Source organism: Desulfosporosinus sp. FKA (genome assembly GCF_002196785.1).
Lineage (GTDB): Bacteria > Bacillota > Desulfitobacteriia > Desulfitobacteriales > Desulfitobacteriaceae > Desulfosporosinus > Desulfosporosinus acididurans.
Genome location: NZ_NAHZ01000018.1, coordinates 67,657 through 83,690, shown reverse-complemented (window position 1 = coordinate 83,690; position 16,034 = coordinate 67,657). Strand labels below are relative to the sequence as shown.

Sequence of the window (16,034 nt, the reverse complement as noted above, 5' to 3'; positions counted from 1 at the left end):
GCTCGTTAAAACAAACCTATTAGCTTCCAGAAAGGCACAGCAATCAGAATAATAAAAATAATATTAAAAACTAGTTTAATGCTAAACGCTTTCATTAGGTTTTTTAGTGATAAGTAGCCATAACTGTATGCAAGAAGAACCAGAGCATATTCATACGGGAAAATTACTTGTTCCATACTTTGATTCCAGACATAAAGAACAGGCACTGGATTTAATCCGGCATGTTGAGCTAATCTAACAATTGGCTCAGTTAATGTCGCCAAAGCTGCTAAAGGTGTCAACAAAAATTTAATGATAATCCCAAATACCCATACTGAAGTTAAAGTATATAATTTTGAGCCACTCATAATAGGTGTAAGTAAGTCGGCTAAGAACTTACTGCCTCCAACACTACTGGCAACTGCGCCAATAGTCAGTGTTGCTGTAACGAAAATAATGATCGGGAAGTTAAGTTTCTTTAGTGAATCAGGTTTTGCCAAACCAACACCTGGTAAGTAAATGACTCCAACAAACAATGGGAACAACCAGCCAATTTGAACCTTATGATAGGGTTCGGTCAAAATCGCAATAATGATAAGAGCCAAAATCACAACCATTTTCTTTTCGGCAAGAGATAATTTGCCCAACTTCTTTTTCTCTTCTAGGAAATATGCTTTTGAATTAATATTCCGCTCTGATTTAAAAAGAAAATCTAAAATGACAGCACAGAGAAAACACCAAATTAAGGTTATTAAGCCATTATTAATTAGATAGGATGTCCAACTACTGCTTACTCCTAATTTGGCTGCTGATTGATAAGCCATCATTGTCTGAGTTGTTGAAGTGAAGAAAATATAACCAGGATTCAAGGCAGAAAAAATACCGGCGAGCATAATACCCGAACTAGACTTTCCGCCGTTCTCAAGCTCTAATGCTTTACAAATACTGTAACTAATAGTGGCAAATAAGAGTACTCTAGCTGTTAAATCAGTAATTGGTAAAGATAATATTACCCCGGCAATAGTCAGGCCATAAATGATACCACGATAAGATCCCCCCGTGATTAAGATACACCAACAGGCTACTCTTTTTAGCAGTCCAGTCTCTTCCGCAATACTTGTGAGAATCATCCCACTTAATACTATCCAAGGGATATAGTTAGACCATGCACTAAATACAACATTTGCAGGTGCTAAACCAAGCAGCATGTACAATACCGGTAAAATCAGTGAAACAATTAAGTTTGGGACAATTTCAAAAGCCCATAAAAAGATAGCCCCCAGAGAAAGAGCAAAGAATTGTTTTACATGACTAGTAAAGTGTGCCGTTGTAGGAATAAAAAGAATTAGTACTGGTAAACCGAGGGATATAATCCAGTATAAAATGCTTCGATTGAATTGGGTTACCTCTTCTTGATTTCTTAATTGAGCGTTATTATTACTCATACAAAACCTCCAATTATTTCTTTGACTCATATATTTATGACACCTGTTTATCCACCTTCACATACCAGCTCCCTTTTATGAATTAAATAGTTCTTGTGATTACAATAACATCAAGAATTAATTTCTTACTGTTGTTGAGACTACAATAATACAATATAAAAATTTTATTGCAGTTTTCTTAAACGATTTGTAGCCTATTTTTAAATTTCGTTGAGTAATTTTAACCTTTTTCAACATAGAAAAGACCTAGACTTTTGCGTTAGCATAAATTCAAGGTCTTTTAAGGATTTTCCATATAAATCATTTTCAAACTAAATAATAAGCTTAAATTTTACTGAGCTTTATGTTTAGCCTATGTATTTTGTTCCCTTTCAATTAATTCTAATAAAGTTGAAGGATTGCTGACAACAATTCGTTTTCTTTTTATATCATGTTCAATAATCCCATCATTTTTTAAAGCAACCAATAGTTTATTTACTGTAACTCTATGAAGGCCAAGCAGATCTGCCAAATCTTGTTGGGATATGTTGGCGGTATTGCCGGGTCTAGTCTGCGACATGAAATATAACATTCTGTACAATCGCATTTTCGGTGAATTTAAACTCAAATCATAAATTTGTCGTGTAAGAGTTTGAATTTTACTTGCCATTCGAGTTAGCATATCAACCATTATTTCGGAATTATGTAATATTATTTCCATAACTACCTTACGGTCAAAAGCATACACGATTGAATCTCTTTCACAAGTGATCAACATACTACATTCCCTTCTTAGGAAAAAAGGTGCTTCTCCAAAAGTATTTCCACTTTCAATGTACCATACAGATTTTTTTTCGCCCTCAAAATTGAGATAACTCATCTTAATTTGGCCTTCATCTAAATAATAAAGTTCATCAACGATCTGTCCATTCCAAAGTATTGTATCATTCTTTTCATACTGTCTTTTTGTAGCAAATCCTAAGACCTTTTTCCAAGAGAACATTGTATTTGTAACCCAGGGTGACCAAAAGTTAGAAATATCACTTTCCATTACAATTCTCCTTAATATTTGTAATATAGGAATAGCTGTCGCCATAAAAATTCTAAATTGTTATATTTGAATTATAGCAGTTCAGACTACAGTTTTGAAGATTCATAAGTGTTATTATTACACTTATGAGTATACAATTTGGTAGTTAATAGATAGAAGATTAATGTTGTTATCGGATAAGAATAAACAGGCCTGAAAATTAAATCTAGATTTTCGGGGGCGATTTACGTAATCTCCAACTATATTCTATTCTAAAATTATATACTATTTGTGAAGAATGGTGGTAAAACAAATGCAAATAAAATATCTTAACCAATTTATTGAAATCATGCCAGCGTTAAATGAAGTTATGCAGGAGGATATCACGATAGTTGTAATTGATACTAAAAATATGACTGTCATGGCTTATGCACCCGGAAAACTTGATAGAAAAGTAAAAGTTGGAGATCCAATTGAAAAAACTAAGACTCATGATTATGTAATCAGAAACAAAAAACAAGTATTTACGAAAATCCCCAAAACATCCTTTGGTGTTACAGCCAAAGGGCTTCTTACTCCAGTTTGCGATGAAAACGGGGAGGTCTGTGCTTTAATAAATATAATGCAAAATATCGAAAAGGAGACTAAAATTGAGGAAAGAATATCTATGATTTTCTCATCGTTGGAGCAACTTAACGCTGGTATAGAGGAAGTTGCTTCGAGTTCACAGGAAATATCAAGTTTTATTAAGGAAATTGATGATTTCACTTCGCAAACAGTAGAAAAACTAAAAAACATCGACCAAACAATTAGTGATATAAAAAACATCTCTAAGAATTCGAATCTTCTGGCTTTAAATGCATCTATAGAAGCGGCAAGAGCAGGAGATTCAGGAAAAGGATTCAGTGTTGTAGCTCAAGAAATGGGTAAACTTTCGGAATTGAGTAAAGAATCAGCAGAAGAGGTAGCAGAATCTCTTCTGAAAATCAGAAGTGCAATTGAATTTATTGATGAGAAGATGAAAATCACAAGCCTTTCAGCTGGAAACCAAGCTGCCGCAACTGAGGAGATGGCAGCTACTAGTGATGAAATTGTTTCAGTCTCAAAACAGCTCCATGAATTTGTAAAAGTTGAAAGATTCAATGCGCAATGAATAACTTCTCTAATATTAAACTTATATCATAATTTTAAAAAAATAATTATATTGAGAGATTCTTAAGAGACCTGGAACCTTGCTAAAGTCCAGGTCTCTTAGATTCGTATTCAATATTTTTCGCCGATCTAAGCATCAATACATCTATACAAAGCAGTATCTATTATTAATTAACTTACATACATACATTACTTTATGATTTTTTCATCTAACAGTAATACCGCGTATTAGCCGTCGATATTCACGAATTATTAGATTCACTGATAATCTGCCAGACTTTTTGAACATGATATTTCTTCTTTGTTCTCAGCTAATTTTAAGCTAAGATTACTATAATCTTTCTAGTGCAGCCAAGATCTCATAACATCTGGCTTTCCAAAGAATTAAAATTATGATAAGGGGCGACAACAATGAGTTATCAATCAGGCATCAGAACGACAATTTTAAGTGCACTTTCGGATATTTGCGGAACAGATCAAATTGAGAGCAACCCAAACCTAGATCTCTTTGCTAATAACCTATTAGACTCTTTTGGTTTAGTAGAATTGATGCTGACGATTCATGAACAACTGAACATCGATATTGCACCGACAGAAGTTGACAGAGAAATGTGGTCGACTCCGGAGCGGATTATCCAATATCTTGAGGGGAAAATGAAATGATCCGTAGACGTCTGCTGCCAATGGTTTTGGCGCTTCTCCTCTGTTTTCTGAGCATACTTATACTTGGACCACTGTCTCAATGGTGGGTAAGCAGCTATATCAAACCAGGGGTAATTGAAACTGCAAGTGAAAATCTGATCCCCTCTCTTTTCGGAGGAACTCTTTTACAAAGTATGGCTTTAAAGGATCCACACGTAGTCCCGATGTATGGTTCTTCTGAATTTGGACATGGAGGCCCATATAATCCGACAAAGCTCTTCGCTGGCCGGCCTACCGGATGGACACCCTATCTTGTTGGACATGCAGGTTCATTAGATTTGATTCAAGCGCTTTATGCAGGAGCCCAAAATCTAAAAGGGAAAAAAATTGTACTTTCACTTTCGGCCCAATGGTTTGGCGGTAATGGAATCTCTCAGAATACCTTCGCTGCTAATTTTTCTGCCTTACAAGCATATAAATTGATTTTCAACCCCACTTTGACTCGTCAAACAAAAACGTCTCTGGCACGACGACTTATTCAATTTGATGAGGTAAAGAAATTCTATCCGATTTTAGATGGGCTGCTTAAATACTACGGTCAAAGAGATATAGGTTCAAATATAATGGAATTTGTCTACTGGCCAGCTGCCAGGGTTGAAATGTCCGCTTTAGAAATCCAAGACGCTGTAAAAACATATCAAGTCATTCACCATCTTCCGGCTAAGGAAATAGCCAAAAATTCAAGCGGCTCTATTCAGAAAGTTTTGCCAGCCTGGTCCAAAATGCTGCAGAAAGCTTCCGCCGATGTCCAAAAAAATGAAACCAATAATCCCTTTGGAATCGGTAATAAATTTTATCAACAAAAGATCAAGAACCCACAAAAATTCAAAAACTCTTCAAGGAAGAGCCACTTTTATCCTTCTCCGGAATATTCAGATCTTAACTTATTAATGAAGGTTTTAAAGGATGAAGGAGCAGATCCAATATTTTTGATTCAGCCTGTAAATGGCCCATGGTATGATTTTACCGGTTTTCCTAAAGAACAACGTCAGAAGTATTATAATCAAGTTCGAGAGATGGCGGATCACTACCGATTTTCTCTAGCGGATTTCTCTACTCACGAGTATGACAAATATTTAATGGATGATCCATCACATCCCAGTGAGAAAGGATGGGTTGAATTCGATGAAACTTTGGATCAGTTCGTTCATCAAAAACCCTAAGACAATGTTTTGCGCCCGTGTAGTTTATTACTACCTAATAATAATGGGGCTTTTCCTTCTCTATTTGGTCCAGAAACAGCATACCCCGCCGCCATTCATATACAACGGTTTTTAACCACAATTTTCAGGACTGCTTTTAGTTCGATAGAAATTAAGATTTACAGTGTTAGTAACTTCTTTCGCTTAAATATCGTTAAAGAGGGTGGTTTTATGCTTTTGCAGCAAATCGATCAGTGGGCTAAATCAGCTCCGCTGCGCTTAGCGCATAGATATAAAGAACAAGTTTTAACCTATGCGGATCTAAAATCCTATTCTGATGTCTTGGCCTGTTGGCTTTTTCAGAAAGCAACTCGCAATTCAGGAGAGAGAAGACCTATTATCATATACGGACACAAAGAAAGCGAAATGCTTGTGTTCTTTTTAGCCTGCATTAAAGCGGGGCATCCCTATATTCCCATCGATAAGTCGATTCCCACCGAGCGTATACTCAAAATTATAGAATCTTCGGGTGCGGAACTTATTCTCTCTCCTACAACTTTACCACAGAAAATGAAGGTGAAAAGCCTCATTTGCCTAGAGAACCTTCACCTTCCAGCGATCTTCAATTTAGCACCCCAGAATGCCAAACCGCAATCGGAGTGGCAAATCGGTATCGATGATGTATGGTATATCATTTTCACTTCCGGAAGCACCGGAGAACCAAAAGGTGTGCAAATTACCCAACGTTCGTTAGAAAGCTTTGTTGCTTGGGTAAATCGCGACTATCTACCAGAACAGCAAAAGGAGATTTTTCTCAATCAAGCCCCTTTTTCCTTTGATTTATCCGTTTTGGATTTATACATGTCCTTAAGCAATGGTGGTACTTTGTGGAGTGTGGATCAGGAGCAAATCAGTAACCCTAAGGATCTATTTTATTCTTTACACGAATCACAAATAAGTTATTGGATTTCCACACCTTCCTTTGCGGAGATATGCCTCATGGATCCGAATTTCACTGAAGAGCTTTTGCCCAAGCTGCGTTACTTTCTCTTTTGTGGAGAAGTTCTTCCCAGCAATGTTGCCTCGCGACTCTTAGAACGCTTCCCGCAAGCCAAGGTCATAAACCTCTATGGCCCAACGGAGTGCACCGTGGCAGTAACGGGTGTAAATATTACTGCGGAAATCCTTAAAAGTCCCGGGCCACTCCCTGTAGGACAGAGATCTGCAGATTGTCAAATCTTAATATGTGATCCCGATGCTCTAGACAAAGTGAACTCCGCCGTAAGTTCTCAAGAACACCTCCAAAGCTTACTCAAACCTGGGGAAAGCGGCGAAATTGTCATCTCAGGGCCCAACGTTAGTATAGGCTATCTTAACCATTCCGAGCTGACAAAACGTGTTTTTTTTAAGTGGACGAAAAATGGAATCTCCCAACAAGCTTATCGTACCGGCGACATCGGCTATTGGCTCAACGGAAAACTATATTACACAGGTCGGCGGGATTTTCAAATAAAACTGCACGGCTATCGGATTGAATTAGGCGAAATTGAAGAACAGTTACGAAGGTTACCTGAAGTTGAAAATGCTGTTGTAATTCCAATTGTACGCCGGAACAAAAATGCTGCTCTCCAAGCATTTGTCAAACTAAGCAATAATTTTAAAGGTTTTACTAAAGAACCGGAATCGATTAAGCAAGAAATGGGGCAGCAAATACGCTTAAAATTAGGGCAGATATTGCCAGCCTATATGCTGCCACAACGCTACAGCTTCATTGAAAGTATCCCCCTGACAATGAATGGCAAAGTTGACCGTAAAGCACTTCAAGGAGGGTAAAATGATTCCATATGATAACTTCTCGTTTTTCTTATGGCTGCTTATACCTGTTATTCCGGCAATAATTATAGGATTAGCCCAAGCATCTCCCAAAACCCGATCGCTGTGGATCATGCATTCGTCAATTGGTATGTTATATTTAATTTTGAAACCTCAAGCCTTTTTTGTTCAGGCCGTCATCTATTTTATCTGGGAATACCTTGTTATTTGGTTTTATCTACGTTATCGTCAATCAGAAAAGGCTAAAAACAGCTCTTTAATCTTTTATCTTGCTGTTGCAGGAAGCTTATTGCCGTTAATATTGGTTAAATTATCGCCATTTTTCTATCCGAACGTTGGTGCAACAACAGCTGCGTTTTCTGGAGCAAAGTCCTTAGCAACTCAAAATTTAAATCATATTACGCAAGGAGTCCAAAATCTATCTCAAACACTTACTAACACCCAAATCTCTGCAGGATCACAGATGCTTAGTCAATTCTCAAAAAGCATAGGACAAGCTGCATCTAAGCCAAGTCAAATGACATCCCCCGAGAATACCATTCTTGGTTTTTTAGGAATATCCTATGTGAGCTTTAGAATCATTGGAACGCTAATTGAAATCAGAGACGGTTTAATCAAGGAGGTTAATCTAGGAAATTTCATTAGCTACGTTTTATTTTTCCCTACTCTTGCCTCAGGGCCCATAGACCGCTACCGCAGGTTTCTCTCGGATCTTCAAAGAACAATAACTCGGCAAGAGTATCTCATTCATTTTACCGAAGGTTTAGAATACATTTTGCGTGGTTTTCTATATAAGTTTATTTTGGCTTATTTGATTAACCAATATATGATCATACCATTAAATCATATTCATAGTTTGTGGGCGACATTTCGTTATATGTATACTTACAGCGCTTATCTTTTCTTTGATTTTGCCGGTTACAGCGCCTTTGCTATCGGAGTGAGCCGCTTTTACGGCGTAAAAACACCTGAAAACTTTAAAGTCCCTTTTTGGTCCAAAAATATTAAGGACTTCTGGAACCGTTGGCATATCTCTTTGTCAATGTGGTTCAGAGACTATATCTATATGCGCTTCGTTCTCGACAGTGCCAAAAAGAAACGTTTTAACAGTCGCTACACTACTTCCGCTCTTGGTTACCTCTTGCTTTTTCTTATAATGGGAATTTGGCATGGAATCGAGTGGCATTACATTGTCTATGGTCTCTATATGGCTTTTCTCATGATCGTCTTTGAGTATCTGGAACGTTTCAATAAAGAGAAGCATTTTTGGGGGAATGGGAAAGCTTGGGACATGCTGGCCCGATTGATTACCCTCCAGTTTACTTGTTTTGGCTTGCTAATTTTCTCCGGACGCTTGCTTAAATAATCCAGCATTTATCATAGCGACTATTTCTTCTTGAGCTTACCCTTGTATATTAGGATTTTTCGATATCATATCCGAAAACGTCAGCTGAGTTGTTTAAAAGATCTTTAGACAAATCACAAGTCCCTCCAGCTTTTTCACTGTATCCGCCGCCTGCGCGCACAAACATGTTAATCGACCAGACTTCTCCGGTAACAGCGTCAATTTTAGAGGAATAAATGGTTTTACCATCTGCCGACGTAAAACTGCCAAACCATGTATCCCGTTCCTTAATAGGGAACAACTGCATCACAGCGGTATAGCCGCTCAAATCACTTCCGGTTATTTCTACAATTTTTGCCGCAATTTTATCAGCGGCCTGCTCTTTTGTTATGTCTTTAGCAGATGGTGTATAAACTTTACTAACTTCTGCTGCTTTTTTGGCATCCATTCCCTTGGTTTCAATAGGGGCCGAGTCCGTAATAGTAAACACACGCCGTGATGCTGAAACCTTGAATGGTTGTCCGGCTTTTGTTGAAACAGTGGTGATAGGCGTTGCCACCTTGGAAACAATATTTTCCTGCGCTGCACTGGCGGTAATGATGCCGGCGTTCATAATAACCGCACTCGCACTAATAATAGTGATACTCAGTGAAAATACCCAGCTTTTTTTAATAAATTGTTTTACAGATTTCATGTCTATAACCTCCCTAAAATTTCGTTGTTTGTGATCACATCTTTATATTAGGCAAACGCTATCACCATAAAATAAAGAAGTTATTATGAAGTTGTAAATCTTACTTTTACCGATGTTCCTTTTCCCGACTCAGAAACAAATTCCAGAACCGCGCAGCTAAATCGAGATATTTGTTCACAGAGTGACAGTCCAAGACCGGCACCTCCCTGAGCCCGGCTTCTCGACTTATCAACTCGATAAAACGGCTCTGTTATATGTGCAATTTGCTCTTTTGTCATGCCGCAGCCGTTATCTTTTATCTCAAGGATTTTTTCATTTCCATCCGCATAAGCATTAAGACCGATCTTCCCTTTTAAACTGCATGCTTTGACAGCGTTATCCAGCAGGTTAATAATTAAGCTTTCAAGCAGAGCTGCATCACCCTTTACAGAGCTAATTCTTACATCAACTTCGATGGCAATTTGCTTTTGATCAGCCTTTTGACGGATGGTATTCATCGATTTTTCAAACAAGTTATCGACCCTCACTTCTGTAAGGTCAATTTCACTGTGACGAAGCAATGCCAAATCAAGGAGCTTAAAAGCGATTTGTTGCAGCCGTTTGCTTTCGGACAAAATATACTGGGTTGCAGTGATACGATCATCATCAGTAATTGACGCTCTTTGTATGTACTCCGCAAAACCGTATATAGTGGTCAAGGGGGTTCGCAATTCGTGCGCAAGATTGTCAATAAACTGTTGCTTTTGTTCTGCAGCCACCTCAAGCGCTTTGATTTGCCCCTGAACTTTCTCGGCCATTCCATTGAAATTAACAGCCAGCTCAGAAAATTCATCCCTGCCTATCACCATTGCCCGCTCATTTAGTTCTCCATCCGAAATACGCTGTGCGGCCAGAGAAAGTTGAGCAATCGGCTTTGTGAGTCTCCTTAAAAGTAAATATAATGCTCCTGTGAGCAAAAGTGAAATAAAGATGCTTACCGTAGTTAGAAACCTCGTAAGCTGTGCTTGGGACGCAGTCAGCTTTGATATGTCATGAGCATAAACAAGCACATATTCATCACAAGGGTTAGGTAAGTATCCAGCTACATAGAAATATTTATGATGTTCTACTGTTCGTAAAACCGTGTTGCGAAACCCGGCATCTACACTAAGTTCGGGCTTTGTACCATCATAACCGGGAATGTTCGAATACAGGGCCTTTCCATTCTTCAACAATTCCAGATATACCTGCTGGTCTTTATAATAGGACGTATAAGCGGAGAAAAGCGACCGGAGTGCCATATCCGTATCGCTTCCACGCGCCTTAATTGCACTCAAATCTTTAGCAATAGCATTTGAAATAAAATACTGCTCGCCGAGCGAACGCTCTTTTTCATTGTTAAGACTGTTTGTAAATGCCGAATTTGCTAATAGAAACATGCTGCTGTCGAAGATGATGAGAAATAGGAACAGAGTTAGGAGAAACGTCTTCTGCCAGAATTTCATCTACTAGACCTCCAACCTATATCCGAGTTTATATACTGTATGGATGCATGTCTCCCAGCCAAGCTTTTTCCTTAATTTTTGTATATGCACATCAACTGTTCGCATATCACCAATGTAATCATATCCCCATGCAAGTTCCAACAATTTTTCACGGGATAACGCCACATTCCGGTTCAGTATGAGTGTTTCAAGAAGTTCAAATTCTCGGGGGGCCAGATCCACCGGCAGCCCCTGATAATAAGCCTTCCGGCTTTCTAGATTTATTTCTGCGTCAACTAATTGGAACAATTTTGTATGTTTTTGTGTGCGACGCAATACTGCCTCCACCCGCGCCAGTAATTCGAGTGTTTCAAAAGGCTTCACGATATAATCATCTGCACCCAGATTAAGACCTTTAACACGATCGGAAAGGCCGTCTTTGGCGGTCAGAAAAATTACTGGAATGCTTCTGATTCTTTCTAGTACTTCAAATCCGCTTAAACTGGGAAGCAAAACATCCAAGATAATTAAATCGAAGGATTGTTTTTTTGTTTCTTCAATAGCAGCCATACCGTCATATACCTGCAAGCAGTCATGCCCCACAAGCAACAAATTACGATATATCAATTCGTTAATAGGATGTTCGTCCTCCACAATAAGTATCCTTGCCATATATATCACCTCATTTTGATTGTATTATAAATCTATTATAAAGTTGTAAAGGAATGGACTGGTTGGGTCACTTACTGTTTCGAGAAGTTAGGGTGGTACTCCTTTTTTGTCTTAGATGTAAAAAGTCTCCCTCAGACTATGAGGGAGACTTTAGCAACAAAATTGGCAATGAATTATATTAATGATTTATTGCATATTAGTTTGAAATAACAACCGGCCTATCAACCAATATTAAAAAAGTGTGATCCCGGTAAAGACTACCATGATTCTATAGTCTTTGATATTTTCTACTGCCACGAAAAAAGCTAAAGGAATAACTTAATAATGTATGGATTAAACACCGAAATAAGCCATGCACCCACTGGGGGGACAATGTATAAAACTATTGGAATAGCCCCTTCCTGTTCTCCAATACATTGAAGGGTAGACATAGTACTTGCTGGCATTCCTAAACTAAAACCGATTAACCCTGAAGCTACATAGGCGGCTAAGGCGTTTCTTTTGTAATAACGGAAAACAAAATAAAAACTGAAAAACATCAGTATACAAGCCTGTAGGGCAAAAATTAAAATAGCGGCAGGATTAAGTTTCGCAAGCGCGGCGAGGTCCATCGACATGAAAGATATAATTAAAAGCATGGATAAAGAAAAATTGCCAATAATATTTACCTTCGGTGATTGAATCGAAGATTTACCTGTTAATTCAAACAACTGTCGGATAATAAGCCCTGCAAGAAAAGAACCCCCTGCCGGGTTTATCCACTTGCCAAACCCCAATTGTGTAGGGAGCAGACCCAGACATATAGTCAATAAAAAAATCAAAAGATGTTGTAAGAATTCGTAAGGCTTAAACTCAATTGGTGTAATTTTAGGCGATTCCAATTGGGTTCGCTTCTTTAACAAAATAAAAAGGCAGCCCCCTAAGAGCGTACCAAAAATGTTTCCAAACACCGAGTACCCATTAAACAGTCCAAGATAAGCATGCCCTCTTGATATTAGACTGGGAACCCCTTGGAGTACAGAAGCATCCCCCATCAAGCCCATTGACCCAAATATGACTGTTTGAAATGGATTGTAGCCGACAGCCTTACTAATCAATAAACTAACGACATTCTGAAATAATGCTACAAAAATAACAATACCCAAAAATAGGATTTGACCTTTATAACCTTTTTTTAAAAAAGCACGATCTGTTCTTAGTCCAATTGAAGCAAAGAATCCGGCAACAAACACCGGAAGCATAGAATAATCCAAATTACATTTAACATGTCCAATACTTTTTAAGCAAAGAAAAAGGACAGAAGCCAAAATACCTCCAATAAATGGAGCCGGGATGTACAACTTTCTTAACCAAATTATCTTACTCTGAAGGTAATAACCGAATAGCAAAAAGAGTCCTGCCGCTGTTATCGTTTGTATTGAGTTAAAATTCATAAGACTAAACTCCTATATGTTAACAGATTTAATTGTATTAATTAGCTCTTCATCATCCAACAATTTATCTGTTATCCAAGCCGCAACTTCTCCGGTTATTTTTACACAGTGAGCTTTGCGTTCAGGAGAATCAAAGATTAAATCTTTTGTAATGACTCGGCAGCAAGTGCTTCTATATAACTTTTTAATATGATCATGAAGATCAGCAGCAATAGGAAGCATTTTGCTATTCATTGGATTGCCATGATCTCGGCCGTAAGCCATACCTAAGGCCATTACACCACCACTTATGGCTCCACAAACACAACCCGATTTTCCGATCCCGATCGGAAAGCCTGAAGCCAATCTGCTAATTGAAGGATCAAAAGGCCAGCCAAGCAACTCATTGAGAGTATGGATCACAGATTCAGAACAAAAAAACTCACCTCTCTGGAAGTATCCTTCCGCCTTTGTCCTTACATCATTAATAACTTTTTCTCTTTCCATATACTGCCTCCATCAATAATTAAGTAGTTATGCGTACAAATCACTTTTATATTATATTATTGTAATCACAATAACTCAATTACCTTTTTAACAAAAAAACCACTGTTTTCACTTTTATCGTGATACAGAGGTTTTTTTGAATAACTAAAAGCTTTGAGTTATTACCACAATATACCATTTCTCCACTGAGGATATTTCCTCTCGAAACATGGAAATAATCAACTCCTTAAATTAAGGGTTATACAATTTTTACCCCTAAAATTTGTACTATATTAACTGCTTGCAAGGCGTTTATCTTTGCACCCTTGAGCTCACTGAACGTATCGGATAACGTAATACCCTCGATTAAACAATTTGATAGGTCAATTCCTTTTAGTGAAGTTTTAAAGAAATCTGTTCTCTGAAAATCAACCGCTTTGAGGTTAACCTTTTTGAACTTTACCTCTGAAAGAAATGCTTCTTGAAAGTTACAATCACTAATCGTACAGTTTTCCCATACTGATAATGTGCAATTTGTGTAACGGAATGAAGAATTAGATAACATTGCTTCTTTAAAATGACTTTGGTTAAAATTGCTTCCACTGCCTTTACATTCTGATATTTGCGCTTTCTTCCAATAGCTATCTTCAAAATTACAATTTGAGAAATCGGAATTCATAAAAGCTGAATCATAAAAGCTAGTGCGAGAAAAATTGCAATTAATAAATTGACACTTGACAAACTCTACCGACTCAAATTCAATCTTTGAAATATCAACATCTGTGAGAACATCATTGACAAAACTTACATTCTTAAGATAGTTATCATCTAACCTTGCATCTGAAATCGCTTTTTCCAACATAACAATTGCCTCTTATATCTTAATATCCGGAATATGAAATTTATTAAATTCCAATCCGCCTTCCTGCCCATTTCGCAAGGAACCTTCTTTTAATGATGATGATGTTTCTGTAAACTCAGCACTTATACATGCTAGTTCTTAGTTGCTAAAAGTTCATAACGATAAGTAGTTATATAATCATTTCCAAAAGGATAGTTGACTTTGCATTTACTCGATAAATTATTAAGCAGCTTAAAGATCTCATTCCTATTGCTTTGGCTTGTTCCCATCCTGTCAAACCAGACTGGTAACTTATACTCTGATTGAAGCAACGATGCATGAACTATTGTCAGCGGCAAATCCTGTAATAACTGGTTCCATAATCGCGGTGAATAAGAATACTGATGAGAACTGTCTCTTAATAACTCAATATGATTAATGACCTTCTCAGATTCATCACCGTCAACAACTGAGCAATCAAGGATATATAACTTACCTCCAGGCTTCAATACTCTGCACATTTCACGAAGGGCACTTCGTGCATCGGAAAAATGATGTACTGCAAACCTTGAGACAACAATATCAAATTGCCCGTCGGAAATATTTAGGTTGTGTACATTTTCTATCCTAAAAGTTATATTACTTATACCGTCTTGAATTGAAGCAATTTTAGCTTCAGCTAACATTTCCGGGGTAATATCAATTGCTGTCACCTTTTTGGCAAATTTGGCTAGAGCGATCGCAGTATGACCTGCTCCTGTAGCAACATCCAACACTTCGTCATTAAAGTTAGGATCAATTAGCCCAATCATTCTATCCAAATCTTCCGGATTACCGTGGGTAGAACTCAATCGATATTCATATGCTCTTTGCCCAAAATTTTTCTTAACCTCATTCGTATTATCCATAGTAACCTCCATTCCGCCGCCGACGCAAGCAGCACAAGTACTAATGTAATATTAAGTGTTAACTTTACTCTCACTTGTGAGCAATCAAATAAATGCGATTAAACACAATTGGCACCATGCCATCTTCCCTAGCCTGCTCACTGAGGGCTTCTCTAAAAAGCTCTCTGAACTTCTCTACGTAATCCAACGATAACGACACTTGATAATAATCCTGGTTTAAGTACCCATTTTCTGCTCCTGATTGATAAATCTTAAATGCTTTATTTACACTATAAAGAGTTTCTTCCTGTACAATCTGACAATGACTAACTCTAAAACCATTACGTTCAAATAGTCTTGCATAGTCCTTAGCGTCTTCTAAAAAAAGCCAAGGACTTCTATAGTCAGAAAATACCCCACTTGTTACGGGGTTGCTCCGAATCTTCTCCTCCGCTGCCACAAAGTTGGTACAAAAATTTCTAGTTGCAGGTGCCTGGATACCCATGCGACCAGCTTGCTTCAGAGCGTTAAAACATCGTTTTAAAACTACATCAGGATCTCTAAACCATTGGAACGCGGAATTGGAAAAAATTACATCAAATTCCGAACTGAATTCAAAATCAGCAGCATCTCGTACAGCAAAAGTTACATTGTCAGATGCTGTTCCGCTTTGGCGGGCTTTCTCAATCATGCCCGGTGCCACATCGATTCCAACCACTCGCCCCTTGGTCATCTTGGCAATCTCCATTGATATATTGCCAGGCCCACATCCCAAATCAAGAACATCATCGCCATTTTTAATAGATAATAGATCCAGTAGAACTTTGGAAGCTGACTTTTGTACGAGAGCCGTTTTTTCATAAACATCTGCTGCTTTACTAAAATTAATTTTAGACATTTTATCCCCTCCCTTAATGTGTTAAAAGTGAAACATTGTTTACCCTCAGGAAACATAGCAAGCAAAAATAATGA

The 16,034-nt window shown here is 37.8% G+C and carries 15 protein-coding genes; 5 read left to right on the top strand and 10 right to left on the bottom strand.

Going from position 1 to position 16,034, the window contains the following annotated elements:
• Positions 1–5: 5 nt before the first annotated feature.
• Together B5771_RS05850 and B5771_RS05845 are read right to left on the bottom strand one after the other, a co-directional pair.
• Positions 6–1,424 (bottom strand): SLC13 family permease, encoded by a 1,419-nt coding sequence (locus B5771_RS05850; RefSeq protein ID WP_172408173.1) that lies wholly within the window; start codon positions 1,422–1,424, stop codon positions 6–8.
• Between the two features lie 352 nt (positions 1,425–1,776).
• On the bottom strand, positions 1,777–2,454 hold the full coding sequence (locus B5771_RS05845) for a Crp/Fnr family transcriptional regulator (protein ID WP_172408172.1): 678 nt from the start codon (positions 2,452–2,454) through the stop codon (positions 1,777–1,779).
• A gap of 292 nt (positions 2,455–2,746) precedes the next feature.
• On the opposite strand from B5771_RS05845, the gene B5771_RS05840 reads away from it, so the two are divergent.
• The 5 genes from B5771_RS05840 (at position 2,747) to dltB (ending at position 8,628) form a co-directional block, all read left to right on the top strand.
• Positions 2,747–3,586, top strand: coding sequence for a methyl-accepting chemotaxis protein (locus tag B5771_RS05840; RefSeq protein ID WP_088186705.1), 840 nt, complete (start codon positions 2,747–2,749; stop codon positions 3,584–3,586).
• A 410-nt stretch (positions 3,587–3,996) separates the two neighbouring features.
• The gene (gene dltC, locus B5771_RS05835; RefSeq protein WP_088186704.1) at positions 3,997–4,248 is read left to right on the top strand and encodes a D-alanine--poly(phosphoribitol) ligase subunit DltC; all 252 of its coding nucleotides are present in this window, start codon (positions 3,997–3,999) and stop codon (positions 4,246–4,248) included.
• Positions 4,245–5,450: a D-alanyl-lipoteichoic acid biosynthesis protein DltD gene (gene dltD, locus B5771_RS05830; RefSeq protein WP_088186703.1), complete on the top strand. Its 1,206-nt coding sequence runs from the start codon at positions 4,245–4,247 to the stop codon at positions 5,448–5,450. The genes dltC and dltD overlap by 4 nt, the downstream gene beginning before the upstream one ends.
• Positions 5,451–5,660: 210 nt before the next feature.
• Positions 5,661–7,262, top strand: a complete 1,602-nt coding sequence (dltA, locus tag B5771_RS05825; protein ID WP_088186702.1) for a D-alanine--poly(phosphoribitol) ligase subunit DltA — start codon at positions 5,661–5,663, stop codon at positions 7,260–7,262.
• Between the two features lies 1 nt (position 7,263).
• Positions 7,264–8,628, top strand: a complete 1,365-nt coding sequence (gene dltB / locus B5771_RS05820; RefSeq protein WP_088186701.1) for a D-alanyl-lipoteichoic acid biosynthesis protein DltB — start codon at positions 7,264–7,266, stop codon at positions 8,626–8,628.
• A gap of 49 nt (positions 8,629–8,677) precedes the next feature.
• Here dltB and B5771_RS05815 read toward each other — a convergent pair whose 3' ends face one another.
• The 8 genes from B5771_RS05815 to B5771_RS05780 all read right to left on the bottom strand — a co-directional run bounded on the left by B5771_RS05815 (position 8,678) and on the right by B5771_RS05780 (position 15,960).
• Positions 8,678–9,301 carry a hypothetical protein gene (locus B5771_RS05815; RefSeq protein WP_088186700.1) on the bottom strand — a complete coding sequence of 208 codons (624 nt, stop codon included), beginning with the start codon at positions 9,299–9,301 and terminating at the stop codon, positions 8,678–8,680.
• An 83-nt stretch (positions 9,302–9,384) separates the two neighbouring features.
• Entirely contained in the window at positions 9,385–10,785 is a 1,401-nt protein-coding gene (locus B5771_RS05810) for a HAMP domain-containing sensor histidine kinase (RefSeq protein ID WP_088186699.1), read from the bottom strand.
• A 3-nt stretch (positions 10,786–10,788) separates the two neighbouring features.
• Positions 10,789–11,436, bottom strand: a complete 648-nt coding sequence (locus tag B5771_RS05805; RefSeq protein WP_088186698.1) for a response regulator transcription factor — start codon at positions 11,434–11,436, stop codon at positions 10,789–10,791.
• Between the two features lie 305 nt (positions 11,437–11,741).
• A complete protein-coding gene (locus tag B5771_RS05800) occupies positions 11,742–12,869 on the bottom strand; it encodes a sodium/glutamate symporter (protein WP_088186697.1) in 1,128 nt (375 codons plus the stop codon).
• A 12-nt stretch (positions 12,870–12,881) separates the two neighbouring features.
• Entirely contained in the window at positions 12,882–13,355 is a 474-nt protein-coding gene (locus B5771_RS05795; RefSeq protein ID WP_088186696.1) for a C-GCAxxG-C-C family protein, read from the bottom strand.
• Positions 13,356–13,593: 238 nt separating this feature from the next.
• Entirely contained in the window at positions 13,594–14,196 is a 603-nt protein-coding gene (locus B5771_RS05790) for a pentapeptide repeat-containing protein (RefSeq protein ID WP_088186695.1), read from the bottom strand.
• Positions 14,197–14,327: 131 nt separating this feature from the next.
• Positions 14,328–15,083 (bottom strand): class I SAM-dependent methyltransferase, encoded by a 756-nt coding sequence (locus B5771_RS05785; RefSeq protein ID WP_088186694.1) that lies wholly within the window; start codon positions 15,081–15,083, stop codon positions 14,328–14,330.
• Positions 15,084–15,153: 70 nt separating this feature from the next.
• Complete coding sequence (locus tag B5771_RS05780; RefSeq protein WP_088186693.1) at positions 15,154–15,960, bottom strand: methyltransferase domain-containing protein; 807 nt, start codon at positions 15,958–15,960, stop codon at positions 15,154–15,156.
• Positions 15,961–16,034: the final 74 nt, after the last annotated feature.

Coding starts and splice junctions, on each gene's coding strand:
- B5771_RS05850 (WP_172408173.1), bottom strand. CDS start 1,424: ATGAGTAATAATAACGCTCAATTAAGAAATCAAGAAGAGGTAACCCAA.
- B5771_RS05845 (WP_172408172.1), bottom strand. CDS start 2,454: ATGGAAAGTGATATTTCTAACTTTTGGTCACCCTGGGTTACAAATACA.
- B5771_RS05840 (WP_088186705.1), top strand. CDS start 2,747: ATGCAAATAAAATATCTTAACCAATTTATTGAAATCATGCCAGCGTTA.
- dltC (WP_088186704.1), top strand. CDS start 3,997: ATGAGTTATCAATCAGGCATCAGAACGACAATTTTAAGTGCACTTTCG.
- dltD (WP_088186703.1), top strand. CDS start 4,245: ATGATCCGTAGACGTCTGCTGCCAATGGTTTTGGCGCTTCTCCTCTGT.
- dltA (WP_088186702.1), top strand. CDS start 5,661: ATGCTTTTGCAGCAAATCGATCAGTGGGCTAAATCAGCTCCGCTGCGC.
- dltB (WP_088186701.1), top strand. CDS start 7,264: ATGATTCCATATGATAACTTCTCGTTTTTCTTATGGCTGCTTATACCT.
- B5771_RS05815 (WP_088186700.1), bottom strand. CDS start 9,301: ATGAAATCTGTAAAACAATTTATTAAAAAAAGCTGGGTATTTTCACTG.
- B5771_RS05810 (WP_088186699.1), bottom strand. CDS start 10,785: ATGAAATTCTGGCAGAAGACGTTTCTCCTAACTCTGTTCCTATTTCTC.
- B5771_RS05805 (WP_088186698.1), bottom strand. CDS start 11,436: ATGGCAAGGATACTTATTGTGGAGGACGAACATCCTATTAACGAATTG.
- B5771_RS05800 (WP_088186697.1), bottom strand. CDS start 12,869: ATGAATTTTAACTCAATACAAACGATAACAGCGGCAGGACTCTTTTTG.
- B5771_RS05795 (WP_088186696.1), bottom strand. CDS start 13,355: ATGGAAAGAGAAAAAGTTATTAATGATGTAAGGACAAAGGCGGAAGGA.
- B5771_RS05790 (WP_088186695.1), bottom strand. CDS start 14,196: ATGTTGGAAAAAGCGATTTCAGATGCAAGGTTAGATGATAACTATCTT.
- B5771_RS05785 (WP_088186694.1), bottom strand. CDS start 15,083: ATGGATAATACGAATGAGGTTAAGAAAAATTTTGGGCAAAGAGCATAT.
- B5771_RS05780 (WP_088186693.1), bottom strand. CDS start 15,960: ATGTCTAAAATTAATTTTAGTAAAGCAGCAGATGTTTATGAAAAAACG.